Origin of the sequence: Mesorhizobium sp. M00.F.Ca.ET.216.01.1.1 (assembly GCF_004010325.2) — a bacterium.
In the GTDB taxonomy this organism is placed as follows: Bacteria; Pseudomonadota; Alphaproteobacteria; order Rhizobiales; family Rhizobiaceae; genus Mesorhizobium.
In genome coordinates, this window is the sequence record NZ_SADR02000026.1 from 1 (window position 1) to 20,881 (window position 20,881).

Annotated in this window: 15 protein-coding genes and 2 pseudogenes; 9 read left to right on the forward strand and 8 right to left on the reverse strand. The window is 56.5% G+C overall.

The window, feature by feature from the left end; all coding sequences use genetic code 11:
• Positions 1 to 292: 292 nt before the first annotated feature.
• Entirely contained in the window at positions 293 to 613 is a 321-nt protein-coding gene (locus EN859_RS27495; protein ID WP_127855873.1) for a hypothetical protein, read from the forward strand.
• Between the two features lie 19 nt (positions 614 to 632).
• Here EN859_RS27495 and EN859_RS27500 read toward each other — a convergent pair whose 3' ends face one another.
• Together EN859_RS27500 and EN859_RS27505 are read right to left on the reverse strand one after the other, a co-directional pair.
• Positions 633 to 896: a hypothetical protein gene (locus EN859_RS27500; RefSeq protein ID WP_189502274.1), complete on the reverse strand. Its 264-nt coding sequence runs from the start codon at positions 894 to 896 to the stop codon at positions 633 to 635.
• 123 nt (positions 897 to 1,019) lie between these two features.
• Positions 1,020 to 2,060: a nucleotidyltransferase domain-containing protein gene (locus tag EN859_RS27505; protein ID WP_127855875.1), complete on the reverse strand. Its 1,041-nt coding sequence runs from the start codon at positions 2,058 to 2,060 to the stop codon at positions 1,020 to 1,022.
• 942 nt (positions 2,061 to 3,002) lie between these two features.
• Between EN859_RS27505 and EN859_RS27515 the strand changes: the two genes are divergently transcribed.
• Positions 3,003 to 3,227 (forward strand): hypothetical protein, encoded by a 225-nt coding sequence (locus tag EN859_RS27515; protein ID WP_245525717.1) that lies wholly within the window; start codon positions 3,003 to 3,005, stop codon positions 3,225 to 3,227.
• Positions 3,228 to 3,490: 263 nt separating this feature from the next.
• Here the strand turns inward: EN859_RS27515 and EN859_RS27520 are convergent, their stop codons facing one another.
• The gene (locus EN859_RS27520; protein WP_127855877.1) at positions 3,491 to 3,922 is read right to left on the reverse strand and encodes a hypothetical protein; all 432 of its coding nucleotides are present in this window, start codon (positions 3,920 to 3,922) and stop codon (positions 3,491 to 3,493) included.
• A 44-nt stretch (positions 3,923 to 3,966) separates the two neighbouring features.
• Between EN859_RS27520 and EN859_RS27525 the strand changes: the two are divergent.
• The 6 genes and pseudogenes from EN859_RS27525 to EN859_RS27545 form a co-directional block, all read left to right on the forward strand.
• A pseudogene (locus tag EN859_RS27525) lies at positions 3,967 to 4,325 on the forward strand (DUF2213 domain-containing protein); the annotation flags it as partial.
• A 620-nt stretch (positions 4,326 to 4,945) separates the two neighbouring features.
• Positions 4,946 to 5,119, forward strand: coding sequence for a hypothetical protein (locus EN859_RS38325; RefSeq protein WP_189502258.1), 174 nt, complete (start codon positions 4,946 to 4,948; stop codon positions 5,117 to 5,119).
• Positions 5,116 to 6,489 carry an alpha,alpha-trehalose-phosphate synthase (UDP-forming) gene (gene otsA / locus EN859_RS27530; RefSeq protein WP_127855878.1) on the forward strand — a complete coding sequence of 458 codons (1,374 nt, stop codon included), beginning with the start codon at positions 5,116 to 5,118 and terminating at the stop codon, positions 6,487 to 6,489. Before EN859_RS38325 ends, otsA begins: the two co-directional genes overlap by 4 nt.
• A gap of 1,023 nt (positions 6,490 to 7,512) precedes the next feature.
• Positions 7,513 to 8,427 (forward strand): nucleotidyltransferase and HEPN domain-containing protein, encoded by a 915-nt coding sequence (locus EN859_RS27535; RefSeq protein ID WP_127855946.1) that lies wholly within the window; start codon positions 7,513 to 7,515, stop codon positions 8,425 to 8,427.
• A 129-nt stretch (positions 8,428 to 8,556) separates the two neighbouring features.
• Positions 8,557 to 8,791, forward strand: a pseudogene (locus EN859_RS39625) (hypothetical protein).
• Between the two features lie 812 nt (positions 8,792 to 9,603).
• Positions 9,604 to 10,281, forward strand: coding sequence for an outer membrane protein (locus EN859_RS27545; RefSeq protein WP_127855879.1), 678 nt, complete (start codon positions 9,604 to 9,606; stop codon positions 10,279 to 10,281).
• Positions 10,282 to 10,664: 383 nt separating this feature from the next.
• Here EN859_RS27545 and EN859_RS27550 read toward each other — a convergent pair whose 3' ends face one another.
• Both EN859_RS27550 and EN859_RS27555 read right to left on the reverse strand, forming a co-directional pair.
• Positions 10,665 to 11,783: a glycosyltransferase gene (locus tag EN859_RS27550; protein ID WP_127855880.1), complete on the reverse strand. Its 1,119-nt coding sequence runs from the start codon at positions 11,781 to 11,783 to the stop codon at positions 10,665 to 10,667.
• A complete protein-coding gene (locus EN859_RS27555) occupies positions 11,780 to 12,991 on the reverse strand; it encodes a glycosyltransferase family 1 protein (RefSeq protein WP_245525718.1) in 1,212 nt (403 codons plus the stop codon). The genes EN859_RS27550 and EN859_RS27555 overlap by 4 nt, the downstream gene beginning before the upstream one ends.
• Positions 12,992 to 13,222: 231 nt before the next feature.
• On the opposite strand from EN859_RS27555, the gene EN859_RS27560 reads away from it, so the two are divergent.
• The gene (locus EN859_RS27560; protein WP_127855882.1) at positions 13,223 to 14,218 is read left to right on the forward strand and encodes an FkbM family methyltransferase; all 996 of its coding nucleotides are present in this window, start codon (positions 13,223 to 13,225) and stop codon (positions 14,216 to 14,218) included.
• Between the two features lie 287 nt (positions 14,219 to 14,505).
• Here EN859_RS27560 and EN859_RS27565 read toward each other — a convergent pair whose 3' ends face one another.
• From EN859_RS27565 to EN859_RS27575, 3 genes are read right to left on the reverse strand one after another with little or no spacing between them, the layout of a single operon-like run.
• A complete protein-coding gene (locus EN859_RS27565) occupies positions 14,506 to 18,303 on the reverse strand; it encodes a glycosyltransferase (RefSeq protein ID WP_127855883.1) in 3,798 nt (1,265 codons plus the stop codon).
• Positions 18,303 to 19,703, reverse strand: coding sequence for a class I SAM-dependent methyltransferase (locus tag EN859_RS27570; RefSeq protein ID WP_127855884.1), 1,401 nt, complete (start codon positions 19,701 to 19,703; stop codon positions 18,303 to 18,305). Before EN859_RS27570 ends, EN859_RS27565 begins: the two co-directional genes overlap by 1 nt.
• A complete protein-coding gene (locus EN859_RS27575) occupies positions 19,700 to 20,869 on the reverse strand; it encodes an ABC transporter ATP-binding protein (RefSeq protein ID WP_245525719.1) in 1,170 nt (389 codons plus the stop codon). The genes EN859_RS27570 and EN859_RS27575 overlap by 4 nt, the downstream gene beginning before the upstream one ends.
• Positions 20,870 to 20,881 lie beyond the last annotated feature (12 nt).

Below are 20,881 nucleotides of genomic sequence, written 5' to 3' on the forward strand. Positions count from 1 at the left end.
GCTCTCCTGATCCCATCATGCGGCGGCCCAAGCGCCGACCGCGAAGAGAAGCGAGTGACCCGCGGAACGGTCCGAGAAAAAGTGCAGGAGCACCTTGACCACGACGACCCCAATCAGAGAGGACTCTCACAGCGCTACACACGACCTTGCCAAGCCCTCGTCCCGGCGACGGGACCTCAAATGCTTCGGCAGATCACGCTTCCTAGATTGACCTGTCAGCTCTGGATCTGATGGCATAGTGTGGCGGCCCTCGCGCTGACCACGGACAGAAGCATGATCCTGGCGATGAGATATCGTTCAGAGGGGACTTGACGAACGAGGGCCCATTACAGAAGCGCTACTGGGGATTACCTCGGTCGCCTACGTTGCGACCAACGATCAGCCTCAACTCCCGCGCGTTCACTACCCCGGAACTTCATCATCTAGGACGGTGGCAGTCCACAGAGCGGGCTGCAACATCAAGGGCAACATCAACGAGTGGGGCGAACACATCTATCACATGCCGGGCCAGGAATACTATCTGGCTACGCGGATCAACCCGGCGCGCGGGGAGCGATGGTTCTGTTCTCAATGGGAAGCGTGGTGGGCCGGCTGGCGCAAGGCGAAGGTTTGAGAAAGACGTCGCTGATACGTCACTCCATGTCGGGCACGTCGCCCCCAACAAAGAGCGTCGTCGGCTCGCCGTATTCGCCCAGCGCCGGATTAGCATCACGCGACCACGCAATGACGCCAGCGTGTTTCCCCGCCAAGCCCTTCGCAGTCCTTATCGCCCGGTCCTCGGTCTGCTGCTCGGCTGGCCCGTAGATAGGCTGGAGGTCGCCGCACTCATCGCGATCAAAGGCGGTGACGACGATCAGCTTAGGGGCCTTCTGCTGGGGAAGAATGTGATCTGGCATGTCGATGCCTTTCATTGGGCAACATTTTGAACAGTGTCTGCACGCGATGGCTGGCATCTGTTTATGGCTGCGGGCCTACTTCATTCGCCGGCACCACCAGGGCCCAACCTGTACCTCCCGCATTCACGGCGTCGACGCTGGTCGCGCGAACAAATGATGGGCCTCGTCGAAAACCGCCCGGGGAAGGACCCGAAGCTCGCTTGCTTCGTACGGGAGATGCTCGAGATATTGCGTCGTGAGCCGGGCAACAGCTTGCGCCTGGGCCAAGTCGCGACGGCGCTTGATTGGCTCGCGATCAGCCCGTTTCGAGACCCAGAATTTGTGAGCGGCAAAAATCCGGGGATCGGGAACGATGAGGCGTAACGGTCCACCTTTTTCATCGATCGCGATTGCTTCGAAAGCAGGGGCATTTTCCAGCCATGCCAAGCCGGCGATCTCCGCGGCCACCAATTCGTCGTCGGCCTTCCCAACAGTTTCCCGACTCTGCTTCCACGCCGGGTTCGCAAGCGGCTTGATCAGATCGACGAGATATCCGTCGCGGTTCACCGCGCGGAACGTCGCGGATGAACGCTCGAAGGACCGATCGACCTTGCGCAAAAGGTTGATGAGCGCTCCATCTTCGACGTTGGTGCCAGCCATGATTCTGAGGGATTGGCGCGCATCCATGAGGAGGTCAATGTCTTCCGTCGACGTGATCCCTGGATCCACGAGCACTCCGGCCGCCGCCTCATAGGCATAGATCGCATTCGTTCCAGCAATACGAATGCCTTCGCCGAGAAGACCGGCGTCATCGATTGCCCTGATAATTCTTGCGGCGAGGAAGGGAACACGTCCGAGCCTGAGCGCTCGATTGACAGCAGATTGGCGCACAATCTGCTCCTGTCGCGCGGAGAGCGTCTCTTGGGCGGACGCGCGAGCTACTTCCCAATCCGCTTTCTGAGCTTCGGTCGCCGGCGAGCGCCGACCTTCCACCTTCTGGCGTCGTGCACCGGTGGAGTCGTAGTAGCTTCGCATCAGGTGGTCGATGCCGTTCACGGTGTGCCAGACGAGGGATCCGCGAAAGCTCTTCGCCTTTCTTTGGGCCTCCCTAAGCGCAGTGAAGCGTTGGTCGGAATTGACTTTCTCGCGACGCTGGTCGTTATTTAATTCAATAAAATCAGCCACCTCAACAGCGATCCAACGATTAGCTCACAACTGTTGCAAGCCATAACCGGTGGAGCGACCCTTTGCAACAGTTCCCCAAAAATTCAATCGACACTGTTGATGTTACTGTATTAATTGTAAAATTTATATAGTCCCCTTTCGGATGAAGCAGATGCTGCTGGACGCCGAACCTTGCCCAAACCAGTGTATTGGCAGTTTTCCCAGCACGTTTGATGGGATCAAAGCCCGCAACTCGGCGCTCTGCCCGAACCCATTCGGTGCAAAACCTCCGTTTCGGCGAGCCTGTCGCCCTCCGTCGTCGTGTTTGTTTCAGATGCCTTCGATCGTCCTGTGCACCTTCCTGGCTGTTTGCATAATCCGAAACGTTCGCCCTCGCAGGGGCATGGCGCACTACGGCGTGCACATTGGCGGGTCAAAAGAGGGCTGAACCTGCGACGGTCCACACCGACTTCGCTACATGAGGTGCCCGGCTGGCGCTAACCACGACGGGGCATTGACCGCGGCTGCGCACATGCCCCTCAAACGTCTGCGCCATGGAGGAGAAGTAGCGATTGTCGGGCGGCCGCAAGATTGGGCACGATGTGATTTCAAGCATTGGCCGCAAGGTGCAGGCGACAGCGGCGAATGTCACCGCTTATATCTTGAAGGTGCCAAGGCCATCCTCTCGGCTGGCCAAGTGGGGTCAAGTGAAGACCAAGTGAAGGCCAGGGTGGGGAGGCGATTGCTCTCGATGCGAGCATCTGCAATATTGAGGTTCGACGCGCAAGTTCGCGTCGCGAGGCGTTCACGCCTCAACCCTACCAGCCGCCCAATGGCCAGGGACGACACGACAATGTCGAGGGCGCAAGCCTGAAGACCGTGGCTCACTTCTGCGTGGGTTTCAACGTCCGGCCTCGCGGCAATCCCGCTGCCCGCGCCGGACGGCCCGCGGGAGGTTTTGGCGTGACAAAAATCGACATCGAGGAGTTCGACACTGGCGTCGGCAACGTGGGCCTGGCGCTGTGGGAGCTGAGCAATCCGCAGGCCGCAACAGAGGCAGCGATCGCCCTTTATGGGTCCTCCGCCGCCACAGCTGCGGCTTGGTGCGCGGTCTCGGCCCGTTGTGATGGGCGTGAAGCGGACTATCGCTTCTGGCTCGCAGTGTTTGCTCAGCTGCGTCAACGCTAGCTTCGCCCGGCGTCAGCGGGGCAGGATCGTGCTCACGCGCAGCCGCGCGCGTTCGCAAGGATCAAGCATAGGCAGTAGCAAGTTCTACGCCTGCCACACCCAACCTCCTGGATCACCCCGAATGCCCATATCATCATCAGCTACGATGGCCGGACGATCTTTCCAAGATCGAGCCCTACCAAGGTGAGATCGTGCTTGGACCGGAAATATTTCACGAAGCCGACGAGGATTGGATAGCGAAAGCTCGCCGAGACGTGGATCGTTTATGCTGGGTCAAGTTCGAAGACAATGAAGCCTTTTCCGCGTTCCCGTTCTTTAAAACCCAAAACGCTGAACCACTTCACGACTTCCGGCCGATCTGACCAGCTGTATGAATGGATTTGAAGGTTTCCGCATAGAGCTTGGATATGCCTGATGTGCTTCTTGCAGAACCGAACTGTCGACCGGGAAAAGAAGCTTTCATGGGCTGCGAAAGCCGTCTGCGCGGCGTGCTCAGCTTCCCGCCAGGCGATTAGAGCGACCGGTCTCCCATCCTTCAGCAAGGTATGGCCTCGCCCCTCTTTCAGGCACATCAAGAATTCGTCCTTCACCTCATCGATATTCAAACCGGCGGTCGCGTACTGGTCAGCCATCCGAAGAGCTAAATCTCGGAAGATGGCGGCAAGATCGGCGATGGTGGCTGTTCGATAATCCATATTTTACTCCATGAGGGCGGCAAGTTAACTGCCGAAGCGCTGCCATGCAATTCACAGACGCTGTATCATCGCGGGAACGCGGCGGCGCGATGACGGCTATCTTGTTGCCGACGCCCGTATCGCGCGCACTAGCTTGCAGCTCTATGCCGGCGCTGAAGTGGGCAAGCCCGACATGGCTTCGGTTCGGTCTATCGGCCTGGCTCTGAGGTCTTCTCCGACGACACTCTCAAATCTGCCGCCCATCGCCCAGTGACGAATGATCATCCAGCCGAAATGGTCACGTCTGCCAACTGAAAAGAGTGTGCCGTCGGTCAGACCGGGGATGAGGTGACGGGCGAGGGGGATCTTCATCCGCGTCCCGCTGATGGTCGATGATGAGGCGACGATCAAGCTCATTGACGGGCGGCATTTTCGACCCGAGCATCTGAGAATTCTGCAGAAGGTTTTCGATCGACCTGCCAGTCATTGCGGCTGACGATTATTCAGCCGTTACGGGATGCGGTGCATCTTTGAAACCGGCGTCGTCGCGTTCCGTTTCGGCGGCAGGAGCGGAAATACGCGCAGGCTCCGGAGCCAGCCGCCATCCGCAACCATCCTCTCGGCGCTTCTGACTTCTTGCTCGCTGTCTTGACGGCAAGCGCTGCCTGATCGCCCTTCGCCTCACGACGATGCCTGATGCTTTGGCGGTTCATATGCGAGAAATAGCTGTCACCGGTCGGCTCGAACCATTTTTGTCATGTTCACCTCAAGAGCCTGTTCAAGCCGGTCTGCGTGCCCACTCGATGAGGAACGGAAAAATGCCACTTCGCACTTCCACCAAGTTCAACAGCCGAACTGGCCGAACTTTTGAGCGTTTTTTGGCGCGATTGGGAGTTTGTATGATAGGTAACTCTGCTCGATGTATTCGCATACGATTATCGCCCTGAGAAATAACAGCGCGCCCGCTACCACCAATACGAAATGCGTGTCGCAGGGCGGAGGAGACCGCTAATTCGGTACCTTAATGTCTGGAGAGGCGGAGGCATGTTCCTCCATCATCTTTACCCCGATCGGGTGCCGGACGATTTCGACGAACCGGAAACCGCGTTCAACGCCCGCACCACCCGATGGCGTGTCGAGACCGGCAAATTCCGGGGCAACTTCCCCCAGACTAAAGCGGCGATGCATCTGTCGCGCCGCTGGGATGACTTGCTGTGAGCCGCCTCGTGGTTATTTCGAATCGCGTGTCCTCTCCAGGCAAGCGCGCAGTCCAGGCCGGTGGGCTCGCCATTGCCATGCAGGCCGCGCTTTCGGAGCATGGCGGCCTCTGGATGGGATGGTCTGGCAAGTCGAGCGGCGCGCGCGAGCCCGGCAAACCCGTCTTTCGCGAGGAAGGCCGCATCACCTATGCCCTGACCGACCTTAGCCGACCCGATATCGACGAATATTATACCGGGTTTGCCAACAGCGTGCTCTGGCCGCTCTGCCATTACCGGTTGGACCTGACCGACTATGCGCGCAAGGACATGGCCGGCTACTTCCGGGTGAACCGCTTCTTCGCCCAGCAGCTCGCACCTCACCTCAGGCCCGACGATGTCGTCTGGGTCCAGGACTATCACCTGATCCCAATGGGGTCCGAACTGCGCCACATGGGCGTGAAGAACCGCCTCGGCTTCTTCCTCCACATTCCATGGCCACCGCCGGACCTATTTTTCGCGCTACCGGTCCACGAGACGATCGTGCGCCGTCTGACCGCCTATGATCTGGTCGGCTTCCAGACGCAGTTCGATGCAGACAATTTCGCAAGCTGCCTCGAGCGTGAGGGCATCGGCCGGGCACTTGAGGATGGCTGGTTCGAGGCCTATGGCCACCGCTTTCGCGTGGGCGTATTCCCCATCGGAATCGACACGGCGGGTTTCGCGCAGCTTGCCCAGAACGCGGTAAGAAGCGGTTCGGTCCGCAAAATCGAGGAGAGCTTTCGCGATCGCGACCTGATCGTGGGTGTGGACCGGCTCGACTACTCGAAGGGCCTGACGCATAAGATCGAAGCCTTCGATAAGTTCATCGCCGCCAATCCCGCCTCGCAGGGACGCGCGACACTCCTGCAGATCACGCCGAAGTCGCGCTCGGAAGTCCTTCAATATGCTACCTTGCAGCGGCAGGTGGCCGAGTTCGCTGGCCGGGTCAACGGGCGACACGGAACTCCAGACTGGGTGCCAATCCGCTACGTGAACCGGTCGATCGGCCAGGCGACGCTTGCCGGGATCTACCGCGTGGCCCGGGTCGGCCTTGTCACACCGATCCGCGACGGCATGAACCTCGTCGCAAAGGAATACGTCTCTGCGCAGCGCTCTGAGGATCCGGGCGTGCTCGTGCTGTCGCGCTTTGCCGGCGCGGCTCGCGAACTCGACGGGGCAATCCTTGTCAACCCTTACGACATAGAAGCCGTCGCCAACGCGATTGCCCAGGCGCTGTCCATGTCGATGGAAGCGCGTCGCCAACGCTGGAACCAGATGATGCAGCACCTGCTGAAGCATGACATCTCAAAATGGTGCCGCGATTTCCTGGAAGCATTGCGAGCCCCGTGAGGCGAGAACAGGTTACAGCCCGGCCATACGATAATCAGCGTTAGCCCGCGTGGCGCTGCTGAGAAGAACCGGAATTGTCGCGTGGCACTTGCATGGGAGCTCTGTGACTGTGAATTCAATGACCTAGCCGTGCACTTAAATTGAGAATGGGCACTTAAATCGAGATCCCGTCACGATTTTGGCAGTTATATTGGATCATCTGGCAGGATATTTTTGTGCATTTCAGTGATCGATCAAGGCATCTTGCCTCCGACGAGGCCGAGGACTTCTCAACGTTTTCCAGCTCATAGCGTGTCGGCGATGAAGGCGGCTCCCTTGCGCATGCTCGCAAAGCCTCGGCGCCCAGAAAGCCCTGATTCTCGCTGGTCACCGGATCAGATCATATGAGGAGGTCCCATGAGCCGCGACAGAGAAATCGCGCCGAGCACGGCAGCGAGTGGAATTGACCGTTCCTTGCTCGCTTGGCAGAGCCGGTCAATGGCGTCGGGCTTACAAGATGAATCGCTGCAATCGTGCAATCGAGCAGGACGGCCGTGAAGGGCCGTTGCGGCAACAGTTCCAGCGCCTTTGCGCAGTCGCTGGCCGGCAGGCAGGCAAATCCCTCGATTTCGAGGATATGGCTGATAAGCGGATAATGGCTGGCGTCGGAGGAGAAACGAGAGTCCAAGGTCTCATCCCGATCAGACTCATGGTTGATAAGAGATAAGGAATTTGCGCTCTCGAGCGCCGCAATGATGTCGCAACACGATCAAGGTGAAGATTTTTTCAATATTAGATGATTCTACTACAGTTGTCAGGATGGTCGTCACATAGCGATTTATTTTGTATATGTCTTGTGCCAAAAGTCTGTTTGATCTTGGGCTTAAGTTGAAATATCATCTCCTTTGGGTAGATGGGCGACAAGCAGGAGCTCTGGCACTCGGTCGAAAATAGAATGCAGACGGTTTGGCCAGCGGGCATGGATTTCGCCACCGGCGTCATCTATCCCTTTCGCGCAGATCGCGGACCACGCAATATCGGATGATGAAAACCAGCCTGGATCACCTGCCACCGAACAAGCAGCGCGAACTCGCTCGCGTCGTCGAGATCCTGCACGAAGAGCTCGAGGATGCGCTCAAAGGCAGTTCGGCCGAGTTCAAGAAAAAGGGCAGGATCCTCAAAATAATCCTGTTTGGTTCCTACGCGCGCGGCGACTGGGTCGACGAGCCCCACACCATGAAAGGCTACCGGTCGGATTTCGATGTCCTGGTCGTCGTCAACAATCGCAAGCTGACGGATTTTGCCACCTACTGGTACAAGGCCAGCGATCGGCTGTTGCGCGATCCCGGTGTTTCCACCCAGGTCGGCTTGATCGTGCACTCTCGCCGGGAAGTGAATACCGCGTTGCGGCAGGGGCAGTATTTCTTCTCCGAGATACGGCGCCAGGGCATCGTGCTTTACGAACTCGATGACGAGCCGTTGGCGGAACCCAAACCGCAGGGGGCGGCGGATGCGCTAAGGTTGGCGCGTGAGCATTTCGACAACCGGATGCCAGCCGCATATGAGTTTTTTGAGACTTACAAATTTGCTCTGCAAAATGATTGGAGGGCTCGATCTGCCTTTTTGCTACATCAAGCTATCGAGCACTCCTACTCGGCCCTTCTCCTTACGCTTACGAGCTACAGCCCGCCATCGCACAACCTGAACTTTCTTCGTACGTTGGCCGAGGAGCATGACCGGCGGCTTACCGAAGCCTGGCCGCGCGACCAGCAGCGCTTTCGCGCCTGGTTCAACACGCTGAACGAGGCCTATGTGAAGGCACGATATTCCGAGCACTATCAGATCAGCGTCGAGGCGTTGGAATGGCTTGGTGAACGGACCTCGGTCCTGCATGGCCTCGTCGAGACGATCTGCAGGGAACATCTGGAAATGCTTACCCGACAGATTCCTGCTGCGTGAGAGTGGGAACTTGAACAGAGAGCCGATTTGATTCCGGGTAAGGAGGAGAAAAATAGCTCTGAATGAAGGCGATCCGAGACGATATCTGTTGCAGAAACACTGGAAAGCGCCGCCGACGTCATAGGCGATATGTCTCGCGCCGATCTTCAGATCATGCTTCGTCGCGCTGCCTTGGTACCGAGAAACGTCGCCGCGGTCCCGCTGGAGCCGCCGATCGAAGGCGCGCTCAACTCTATTGCGACCAAGATGAACATTGGCCGGGTTGGACCTCATTCAGATTGTGCTGCACGAGTGGCTGGAAACGAACGTCTATCTGCCTGTACGTGCAATTGGCGAAGGTAGCGAAACGGATGGGACCGCATAAACGCGGCCTTCCGTGATCACGCAATTACCTGTTTTGCGAGCGTTGCTATTATCCTGCTCGCGGCGGACCCCAACGCCGCCTGGCCGGCGCCCATTTTTGGTCCCCAACCCGCCCCTGCGGCGCCGGCCAGGCGGCGTTGGGGTCCGCACAGCCACCTGAGGCCAGCAATGCGCGCAGGGGCAACACGTTCACTGGCGCCCGCGATGGAGGCATCACCGCCGCAGAGGAGATCGACGTCGACACCTTGGAGACCTGGCTGCAGGCGGCGATCAATGCGGCGGGAGCAACGGTATGCGTGCCCACTCTTGTAGGCGCTTGGCCCGCTTCATCGCAGTTCTCGTCCCAGAAGTCCTGCAGTGAGGCCTGGACGCAGGTTTTCCTCGCCTTCAGGTGCTTCAGCTCGCTTTGGTCCCGGGTTGACCATTACGTCGCCGGCCGCTCCTTCAAGGGCGGACCTTTAACCGCCGCTTCCTTGAAGCGACCGGCGCAACGACCTGGGCCTAGCTCAGCTCGTCACAGTGAGAGTTGATAATGCTTGCGGTCTGCTCGAGCTGACCATCTTTCGATTGAGGAGGTCGAGCGTCGTAGCGGCTTCGGCAGCCTGCCACCTTCGGCACCATTTCAGACGGCAATTGGGATTAAACCCGCCAGACCGGCGCGGAAGTAGGTCGGCAATATACACCATCTTTGTTGCCTGTGGGCCACAACTGTCAACAAATTGGCCCAACCAGGGCCGTTTCTCAGTAGATTCTGTTGACGCTGACGCGCTCGATGTATCTGTTTCCGACAGATTGCAATTGGGGGTGATCGCTATGAAACGGCTTCTTCTCGCATCCGCGTTGTCCGCGTTGACGCTTACGCCTGTCTTGGCCGCTGACGTGGTTGCACCTATCGCGTCCGTGTACGACTGGAGCGGGTTCTATGTCGGCTTGCAGGCCGGGTATGGGTGGAGCCGTGTCGACCAGCCGTACGCAAATGTCGGTGGACCGTTCATCTTCACGCAAGATGATGCTGACGGAAACGGATGGCTTGGCGGTGCGCACGTTGGTTACAATAAGCAATTCGACTCTTGGGTACTTGGCCTTGAGGGAGATTTCGAAGCTTCTAATATCGATGGCGATGATGGCGGCTCCGGCGGTCACATCAACGGCTTTGAGTTCAAGTGGCTGGGGTCGGTACGCGGGCGAGTTGGTTATGCATTAGATCGCGTTCTCCTCTACGGCACGGGCGGTTATGCCTTTATGCGAGGCTCTGCATATGCGGTTGAAGGCTTCGGCGGAGCAACGGCAGAAAGCAACTCTGCCACATTCCATGGTTGGGCCATTGGAACGGGTGCCGAGTACGCTTTTACAGATAACCTCACTGCGCGCGTCGAGTATCGGTACACAGATTTTGGTGCGAAACGAATTTCGTTCCCCGTCAACGGTTATGATGAAAAGATCGACCCATCATTTCACGCTGTTCGACTAGGTGTCAGCTACAAGTTCTGACCGACCATACAAAGCGGTGCGCCCGCCCGCGGCCTTTTATGAGTTCACGCGCTCGCCGGACCTTGGTCGTGGATGGCCTCGTCGAGACGATCTGTAGGGAACATCTGGAAATGCTTGCCAGACAAAATTCCGGCCGCGTGAGGTTGCCAGACGCGGCATAGTCGCGGTGGACGGTCTTGAGGCTCAGTTAGAGTTGGACGTTCAACCGATTGCCACACTGGCGCATTATCGCGCTCAGTGATGAAGTCGTTGGCACGCGTTGCTACGAGCATCGTTCCCCTGTGTTGCGCAAGGTTCAAAGAGCACCGCGCTAATGGAAGCTCAATGCCGCGATGACGACTATGCGGACTGAATCTCAGTTCCTGCAGCCGCGAGGCCGCCGTTCAGCGTCGGCGGCTGTCGAGTTGATAATAAAGATCGGCGTAGGACTTTCCCATTTTGTCGGCGGCAAAAAGACGAGCGTACCGATCACGCGCAACTCGCCCCCAGTTCGCCACTTCGACCGGCGAATCGACGAACCTGTTGATGGCTTCGGCAAGGCGTGCCGGATCCGAAGGCGGAATTACCAGCCCGGTCTCGCCGGCTTTGTTCACATAGCTTGTTCCGGTTCCGAGTTCGCACGAAATCATCGGCTTGCCGCACATCGCTGCCTCCACCAGTGAAAGCCCGTAGGCTTCCGACCTCTGGTTTGAAGGGAAAACGAACCCGAGGCAGTTGTGGAGGAGCGCCATTTTGCGCGGCTCGGCGACCTCGCCAAGGAAAATCACATTGTCGCGACGCAACGCCTTGGCCTGGAGCTTGAGCTGCTCTTCGATAGGCCCGGACCCGGCTATGACAATTTTGCATCGAACCTGGTCGGCGGCCTGGATCAGGATGTCCAGTCCCTTGTAGTAGCGCAAGACACCCACGAACAGCACGAACGGCCCCGTAACTGTTGATCGGCACCAGCTGTTGTCGGCTTCAGTTGGCGTGGGATATACGGTTTCGTCGATACCGATGGGAATGATCTTCGATCTGGCTTCGAAGGTTTTGAGAACAGGGCTCGACCTCAAATATTCCGGCGATGTCGCCACGATCGCATCCATGTCTTTCAGAAACCGCATCATCAGCGGTCGATAAAAGGGCAGGATAGATCTCTGTTTGACGATGTCGGAATGATAGGTGAGGACAGTCGGTTTGCCGTGACGGGACTGAAAATGCACTATGTCCATGAACGGCCATGGAAAATGGTAGTGTATCAGGTCAGCTTTCCTGGCGAGAGCTCCGAATTCCCGAAAGACCTCGCGCGAAAAACCAGTCGATGCCAGCTCGAAATCCAGTTTGGCTTTCCGAGCCATATGTCCGTCGAAGCCTTGAGTATTTTCGTCCGGAGCACGGCTTAGCGAGAGCACTTCGGTTTTGATGCCATGGTGGGCGGTGCTTTGAGCGATGGCGTGTATTGTCCGCTCCACCCCGCCAAAGGAATCCGGCCAGTATGTTTTGAAGAAGTGCAGGACTTTCAAGCGTGGGTCTTTCGTCTTTGCGCGATGGCCTGTTCAAAAATCTGAACCATGCCCTTGGCGTGGTTCTCCCAGGTGAAGCGTTCTGCATTTTTCCGCGCGCCGAGCGCGATCCGCTCCCGGAACGCCGCATCGATGGACAAACGATCGAATGCGCTGGCGATTGCCACGGCGTCCGTCGGGTCGACAAGAACGGAACTGCCCCCCGCGACTTCCGGCATCGATGAGGTGTTAGAGGTCAGGGCCGGTTTGCCGAAGGACTGTGCCTCGACGATCGGAAAGCCGAAACCCTCGTAGAGCGACGGCATCGCCAGAAAAAGGCAATTCGAATAGAGCGTGGCGAGCGTCCTGTCATCGACGAAACCGGTAAACCTGATATTGGTATCAAGTGCACCGTCGCGCACGTCGTCGGCCAGGCCCGTCTGCTTCCAGCCCTTGCCGCCGACGATAACCAGGTCGCAGCGCGACCGGCTGCTCGCGGGCAGGAGACTATAGGCCTTTATCAGATTGCGAAGGTTCTTTCTGGGCTCGAGCGTGCCGACAAAAAGCGCGTAGGGCCTGGTGATGCCGAGACGCTCCAAACTAGAAAAATCGCCCGGAGCCGGCAGCGCGGTTGTGCCGGGCGCGACCGTCTTGATCGGCGATTTCAGCCAGGGGAATTCGGCGGTCAAGGCGGTTGCCGTGGCTGTCGAATCCGTAACCACCACATCGGCGGTCTTCAGTGCGGGCTTCATCATCAGCCGGTCGCCCAGCCAGGTCCGGGTTCGCATGGTCTCCGCGGCGTGCAGCCAGACAAGGTCGTGGATGGTGACCACCCGTCCGATCCGGCCTTCCAGGGTGAAGGGCAGGCGATGGGAGGGCCCCCACAAGATCTCGACCCGATCGCGCAAGGCCCAGGAGGGCAGGACTGCCTGTCCCCAGAACGCCCGCGCGTAGGGGCCCTTGAAGTTGGCGGTCCGGACGGAGACGCCAGGCTGAATATCATAATTCGCACTGATCTTGCTCGGTGCATAGACAAACAGATCAGCGCCGAGCGCCGTCAGCGCTTTGACCGAATTGTGCACGAACCTGCCGATTCCATCGGTGGCTGATCCGAGATTCCTGCTGTCGATCCCGATTTTCAATCGTCTCTCCGGAAATGAATTAAGCAGAGGCTTCCGGACATTTGTACTGTTGGGAACAGAGTCAGGGCTTCGAAGTCGACGGAGCATTGCAAAGTAGCCCTACCATACGCCCTGCCAACTCGGAAGGAGCCGAGCGCCTGTTAGGATCAGGTTTCGAGAGTACCATCCACCTTCGGATTCAGACGAGCACTCAGCGTTGCCCGGGTAAAGTTGCGGTCCAATGTTGCCTTTTGGGTTGTGGGTAAAGAAAATGCCGCTCGGCGGTTACCGGGGGTTGGTTGTGGTAGTGCATTTCGCTCTACTTCAGGAGGCGGTGGAATGTTTAAGAGTGCAGCGCTCAAAATACCGCAGATTAAGCGGCTGTGGCAGGATCGTACGGACCTTCTGGCAGAGCGCGACGCATTGCAGATAGAGAACGAGCGTCTCCGCGGGCAAAAACCCGAAAGTCCATTCTTTCACTACAATTGCAGTTTCGACGCTCTCGCGACGATCAACAGCCACGCGAGAGGCGACCTGAAACCTCACCCCGCCTACTTGACGAATTTCCTCGGCGTCAGGATTTCGCCTCGGTTCTTCCCGCAACTACTCGCCGGCAAGGCGGGAACCGTCGAGCCGATACCGATCCCTCACAATTGGCATGCCGACATCGCGGAATGGGCGGCGACACTGAGGGCTGTCGACCTTGCGTCCAGCCACTTCCGAGCGGTGGAGCTCGGGTGCGGCTGGGCATGTTGGTTGAACAACACTGGCGCTGCCGCGCGCAGCAAAGGACTTTCGGTCGAACTGATCGGCGTCGAAGGTGACAACGAGCACGTTGCCTATGCTCATGAGGCGATGGAGGCCAATGGCTTCTCGGCCAAAGAATATCGCATCATCCACGGTGTGGCGGCTCCCAAGAAGGGGGTGGCGCTGTTTCCCATCGTCGAAGACGCTGGCGCATCTTGGGGATCAGAACCGATCCTCAAAGCGACGGCGAAACAGATGAAGGAAGCTTCAGCCTCCGGGCAGTATCAGCGCCTTGACGCGTTTCCCCTGTCGGAGATCGTCAAAGGCGAGCCGGTGGACCTCCTTCACATTGATATCCAAGGCGGCGAGGCCGACTACATAGAGGCATCCTTGGCCGACCTCGCCAAATTCGTTCGGTACATCGTCATCGGCACACATTCCCGCCAAATCGAGGGGCGAATTCTGGCTGCCCTGTTGCGCGAAGACTGGACCCTTGAGATGGAGCGCCCGGCCATCTTTAAGATGGAAAGCGGGCATCCTCAGATCGCCGTCGATGGTGTCCAGGGATGGCGAAATCCATCCCTGTAGGATCGATCTTTTCTCACCGCGCCCGACGCGCCGACAGCGTGCCAAATACTCCACACGTGCTAGCGCCAAAAGATGCTTGCGCCACGGCGTAGACGGTTTGCGTCGCGCCGCCGGCGACTGTGATGCGACGCCGGTATACCTGTTTGGACACAGCAGCCGAGGCGAATAGCGTCTCTTCCCCGTGAACGCTTGAATCACTACGGCCGTTGATGGCGTCCAGTGTCGCACTAAGTAGGGAAACCGATCCGATCATATAGGTGAGCGAAGCCAAGCCTGACCTGGTACAATTAGGCCGCCGTGCTGCTCTGCTCATCTGCTGGCGCCTCCGCTTTTCTGTCCAGCTTTTTCTGATGCTTTTCTATAGTTCGCTCAATGAGCATCGCTGCGCTTTCTCTCCATGTCAGCCAAGGCATGTTGTCGGAAACTGGATGCTCGCCGCGTTTGTAAAGAGCGAGCCATTCATCGATGGCTCCTGTCAGGTCTTCGGGCTTGGAACCATCGAAGTAAAAGGCGTGATTGCTTGCGACCTCACGAAAGACAGGAATGTCGCGCGCGAGGATCGGGAGTTTGTGACGTGCGGCCTCGATTAGAGGCAGCCCGAACCCTTCGCCCTTTGACGCTGCGATCAGGCAATCCGAGGTTTCGTAGATGCTTTCGAGATACTCGTCGCTGATACCCTCCAACCAGAATAGACGCTTGCCTCTCTCTGGTGAAGTTCGAAGTCTCTCCACGATTTGTGGTATAGAACGCCTATATTCGTGAGATAATGGCTTCCAGCCTTCTGCTCCTACGACGACCAAATTGATGTCAACTCCATGTTCCCAAAGTTTATCAAAGGCATCTAGTACCTGAAGATGCCCTTTCCGAGGTTCAACAGTCCCAACCATAAGAAACGTCGTACGTGAGCGAAGCTCACCCAGCACCCTATGAGCAGTATCCGGTAAACCTTTTGAAGGAGCGGCCTCGTCAATATCGGCACCCAGATGGAACCAATCAATACGGGTAGATGGTGCTAAGCTAACATTTTCTTGTCGAATCCAGGCTGAGAGATCATCGGCGACGGCCTTCGATATACACAGAACACCTTGCTGCCTTAGCGTTGCCGACAACCATTCCCGGAATGATTCATCCGCCTGGGGCGGGAAAAATTTCGACATCGTCAAAGGGAGGATATCAAAGACTACAAAATGGACCGACACGCCAAGCTTTCGATAGTCGGCATGTAGCCCGGATGCTTCGGCGTTGATTAGTGTTTGCCCCGAAAAATCCAGTCCTAAGAGAATATCGCCAGCCTGAGGTTCAACAACATCGTCACGAATCGGAGCCTGAGGGTAGCCCATGGTCCTCAGCGTGAAATCACTAGCCTGCCGATAGACCCACTTCTCTGATACGGTATCCAGATAGACGGGTTCTATCCGCCAGCCCTTCGGTGGCGCTGCGAGAAGGGCGAGTGTGAGCGATACCGCCGCGCGTTCGATTCCACTTTTCAGCTCCGTTCTGCACGTCTCGGAGATATCAAGATAGATACATTTTAGGGGCCGTTTCCGCGGAAGCGTTAACGAGATTGCAGCAGCTAGCTGAACATATTCGTCTTCGTCGCGGGGAGGCTGTTTGGTGGCGATTTCATCGATAAGTTTGGGCAGGACGACAGCAGACTTCGAGTGAAAGTGCTCTATTGCATCTCTGTAGGATCGAGCACATTTCGCCGGAGCGTGGCGAACGCTTATCATGTCCCGGCCACGTTCGCCGAGAGACCGGCGCACTTCTGCGTCTTTCCAAAGTTCCTCAAGGGCTTCTATCAGGCTATCGTCATGGAAATCATCCGGCAATTTCCACACCGACTCATCCGGAAGCTCGGCCAAGCTACCATGCGCATTGACCACGGTTGCTAAGCCATAATTCAAGCAATCCAGCGTCGCGGCGGAGGTCTCCCCCCGGGATTGGGTGCGAAGTTGTACCGCTATATCTGCCGCTGCCAGATAATTGCGGTAGGTAGCCATATCAGCCCAGCCTGTAATTCGAATGCGTTCGCCGATGCCGCTTTTCCTGATTGTTCGGTCAAGCGAGGCGCCGTATTCACCTCCGTGCTGCCCAACAAAAACAAGCTGAGAAGCGCTGTCTCGCGCCAGCGCAGAGCTAAGAAATGCATCTAATAGCTGGTGGTTAAGCTTGGTAGCTGCAAGAAGCCCGAAACTACAAATAACAAACGAGTCTTTGCCTATGCCTAACAACGCACGTGCGTTTTCACGATCTGACGTTGGTGGCGGCTGGCGCAACATGGGAATGACATGCCAATCGTCCGAAAATCCCCCTCCGTACCATTGGTCTGCAAGTTGCTTCGAATGCGCCGAATGAACAATGACACCCTGCGAATTTCTAATAAAGTTCAGATTGGCCGGATAGTCAGTCACCGCTTGCATGTCATCGAGTAAGCTGTCTTTGACAGAATTATACCCGTGAGATTCATATAGGGCACTGGTCCAGACGCCAGCCCTCGTCTCTGATTGGATATGATACAAGTAGCTACTTAGAAAAAAATCATGAAGAACCATTACTCCAGGAACATCTTCCATAAGTTCACGCATATATTCATGAAACGGAGAATTCCCGACATGATACAAAACCCTGTCGAAGTCGTTATAGTTTTTTCTAAACCACTCAGCGTTCCGGACCTGAAGGAGCTCACCAGGTTGACTGCCTACTATAACTTGATCTATTATGCAGGTTATTTCATAGTACTCCGAAAGGGACGCGATGAGCTCAGCGCTGTATTCAGCAATGCCGGTCTGGCTCGGTGGAAGTGGCGAAACATATGCAAGCTTCGGCAAGCCTTGTTTCATGCTTGTGGATTCGCCTCCGCCAAACCTTTTCACCGCTTGTTCGAGAAAAGAAAGAGCGGATTGTGCAGTTTCGTTCCATGAGAATCTTTGCGCTCGTTCAAGGCCGTGTGATCTAAGAGAGGTTCTAAAATCCTCATCCGACAAAGCTTGCCCTAATTTTGCTGTTAGATCCGCATCGTCGTATGGATCGAAAAGAGCTTCCTTTAGCCCGACAACTTCCGAAATGCTGGGGGTACTAGATCCGATGACCGCCGCTCCGCAGGCCATAGCTTCTAAGGCGGGCAGGCCAAATCCTTCCAAATAGGATGGTACAACCGTCAGATCACATAGATTGTATAGCGAAACCAGTTCGTCATCGGTAACATAACCTGTCGATATAACTTGATTTCTAGGCAATTTTATTGATGAAATAAAGTCATTCAAAAGTTCATTTTGAAAATCTGATATTCGTCCGACGAGGACAACCATGTATTTTTCTAAGAGGTCATTCGGGAGAGAGGAGAAGCATCGGAGAAATCGGTGGAGGTTCTTATGAGATTCAAGCGTAGATGAGCAAACAATAAAATTAGATCTAATGTTAAATTTGGAATATAATTGCTCTACATCATAGTTGGGAATCGGCTTTTTTTGAAATATATCAGAGCAAGCAGATCCAACATTGATAATGCTGCCTGGGGAAGTACTCAGATGCGTTATAGCATCACCCCTAGAGCTTTCTGAAATAGCCAGTAGAATGTCGGCCGATTGTAAATAGTCCAATTTACAACGGTACCATTCTTCGAGGCGTTGATCTCGCTTTAAGAACTGGTTCTCGTCAAGAAGAGGGATCAAATCATATAGGGTTACAGAAATTGGAATTGTACCAAATAGCGAGCTAACACTGGTAACCGCGGCATCATCAAAGCCTTCGAATAGGCTCGTAATATGGATGATATCGGGCTGGAGGCTAGCCAAAAATGCCTCTCGAATCAGCTGTGCTCTTTGCCGTCTCTCATCGTTATCGTTCATGTGGAAAGATACGGGCCCTGGGGCGGACCAGACGCGGATGTTTTCTTGAGGCAGCAGATCGCGGAACATCAATCGAATGGGCTCGACCGTATCGGAAAACAGCCCATTTAACGCGAGCACGATTTCATGCCCGCCTCTATTGCGTACCAGTGCCTCAACAAAGGACAGCGTATATCGACCTATACCGCGCATCCGACTGGCCGATTGAGCGCCCTGCATGTCAATAACTATACGCATCAGTCAGCCGCTTTCTGAGTCCTTGCCACAGCTGCTTTAAGTTTGAAATAAATGTGGCTTGCATGCTGCGTCGACGTCGAAAAATCGCCCATCATTGGTGTCGGGAGAGAAATCCTATTCGGGGTCAAAATTGCTCGCACACGGACATCAATTCCGGGGAATCGGCGTAGTAGATGCCTTGCATGGTTCGCAAGAAACGGCCGAGCGAGAATAGAGCCGGCGAGTGAAATGGCTCCGCGCCGGGTCACGCGCCAAAGTCGCGATCCAGGTTTAAACTTCAGCGAAGCCGACATTCCCTGTGCGAACCTTGCTGTCCCGGTCTTGATTGAGCGTATCGGGCTCGTGAGCCTCCATGAGGTTGAACTTTGAAAGGCGTCTACCTGTTCAACTAGCGTCGTGACGTTTCCGCTCAGCCGAGCAATTTCGGCATCGCGCTCCTCGATAGCAGCTTCTTTACGAGCCAACTGCTCCAGTTGTCTGGCGAGTGAAGCCATCGTGTCTTGAAGCGCAATATTTTGCGTTCGCATCAACTCCGACTGGGCGGTAAGGTTGACGGTCAACTGTTGAAGCTGATCCGCAGTGGAGGACATGATTGTCTTGACCTCTTCCGAAATGCCGGCGATCTCGTCATCGGCGGAACGGAGCCACTCTTTTATTTTCCCCATATCGGTGGGCATTTGTTGTGATGCGGTTTGGACAAACGCGGCAAGTGATTTGCGCCCTCTTGCAGGCCGTTTGTCGCGTTTTTTTGCCAGGCAGCCATAATCGCGCGCCACTTCGAACATGAGGTGAATGCTGCGCTCGATCGGCCCTGCCTCGATCATCGGCGCGCCGTTTAGCCTCAGGATCGCGGTTTCCGCGAAGCCGGCCTGCCCCACCAGAAATTCAAGCAAGTCCGGGGGCAGGGGGCTCTTGTGAGTTGGATCGAGGTGGAAAGTATGTGTCCCGACCGAGATGTTTTCTGGATTGGGCGTTTCCAGAATGAGCAGGCCGTTATCGGCAAGGACCCTGTGGCATTCGTCAAGCAGCTCGATCAGGTAATCAGTCGGTATATGCTCGACCATATGGAAGGCCGAAATGACTGCCACGCTGTTGTTCGGTTGTTGGCGCAGATACTGGATTGCGTCCTGCAGTTCGATTCTGAGTCCATTGTCGACGGCTTCCTGCGCCATGCCTTCGTTCAGATCCACGCCTACCGCTTCCAGTCCGGCTTCAGCGAGTATTTCCAGCCATTCGCCGCGCCCGCAGCCGAGATCGATAGCCAGGCCTGGCTTATCCCCTTGCTTGGGTATTTGTGCCAACAAGGGCAGGTAGATTCTCAGCCGTTCCTTGACGAGCTCCCGCGAACCCCGGAAACGGTCTTCAAAGGCCTTGTACAAGTCGTCAAAGTTCTTTTTCATCGGACGATTTCGAACGCGTGCTCGAGACGGCTCGTCCCAATAAAGAAAGGCTGGCCTGAGTTGATGACGTCAAAAACCTCGACGTTTTCTATCCAGTCGAAATTGCTGTCGATGTGAACGTCTCCGGTGTGGAGTGCGACTGAAAGGCCATACGAACCCTGGCCAAGCGCGCAAGTGAGGCGCAGGCGACATTCGACCTCGTCTCCGGCCTTGAGGTTCGAAAGGACCTGATCCGTATGCCAAGTGTTGGTTCCCCAAACAACATGGCCGGCGCGGTCCCTCAGCATGAAGCCTATGACGAGCTCCGCAATGTCTTCCTTCGCAACAATCCTGGTTCGAATTGTCATGCTCTGTCCGGAAAGGGCAGTCTTGATCTGGGCACCGCTATCGCTGTCGGTCAGCGCCACCGATTCGACCGCTGCCACCTTGCTCCCGCTCCGGCTATAGAGCCATTGGTCCTTTTCTCGCCGCTGCTCCACGGTCAGCTTCTCGTTCTCCTTGGTCGCGATCAGTGCATTGTAATAGTCGACGACCTCATCGGGCGGCCCGTCCTTCAGGACATGTCCCTTGTCCAGCAGGATCACCCTGTCACAGAGTGCTCTCACATCGCCCACACTATGGGTGACGAGGATGATCGAGGTACCCGCGGCCCTGAAACTGCGTATCCGGTCGAAGCTCTTGTGCTGGAAATAGCTGTCGCCAACCGAAAGCACCTCGTCGACGATCAGCACCTCCGGCCGTTCGGCGGTGGCAAGGGCAAAGGCCAAACGCGCATGCATGCCGCTTGAATAGGTTCGAAGCGGCTGATCGAAGAACTCGCCGATCTCGGCGAAGTCCTCGATATGCGGCATGAGTTCGCTCAGCCGCGCCTGTGAAAAGCCCATCAGCCCGCCGGCATGGTAGGCGTTTTGCCGCCCGGTGAATTCGGGATTGAAGCCGAGCCCGAGTTCCAGAATGGCGCTAATGCGGCCACCGACATGCGCGGTCCCTTCGGTCGGTCGCACGGTACCGGTGATCAACTTCAGAAGCGTGCTCTTGCCGGCGCCGTTCTGCCCAATGAGCCCGAGCGCCTCTCCGGCCGAGAGCGAAAAAGAGATGTCCCTGACCGGCCAGAACTCCTCGGTAGGTTGGACCGGCGCCCCGAACCAGCCCGCGAACCTTTCCAAGTTGCTTGCATA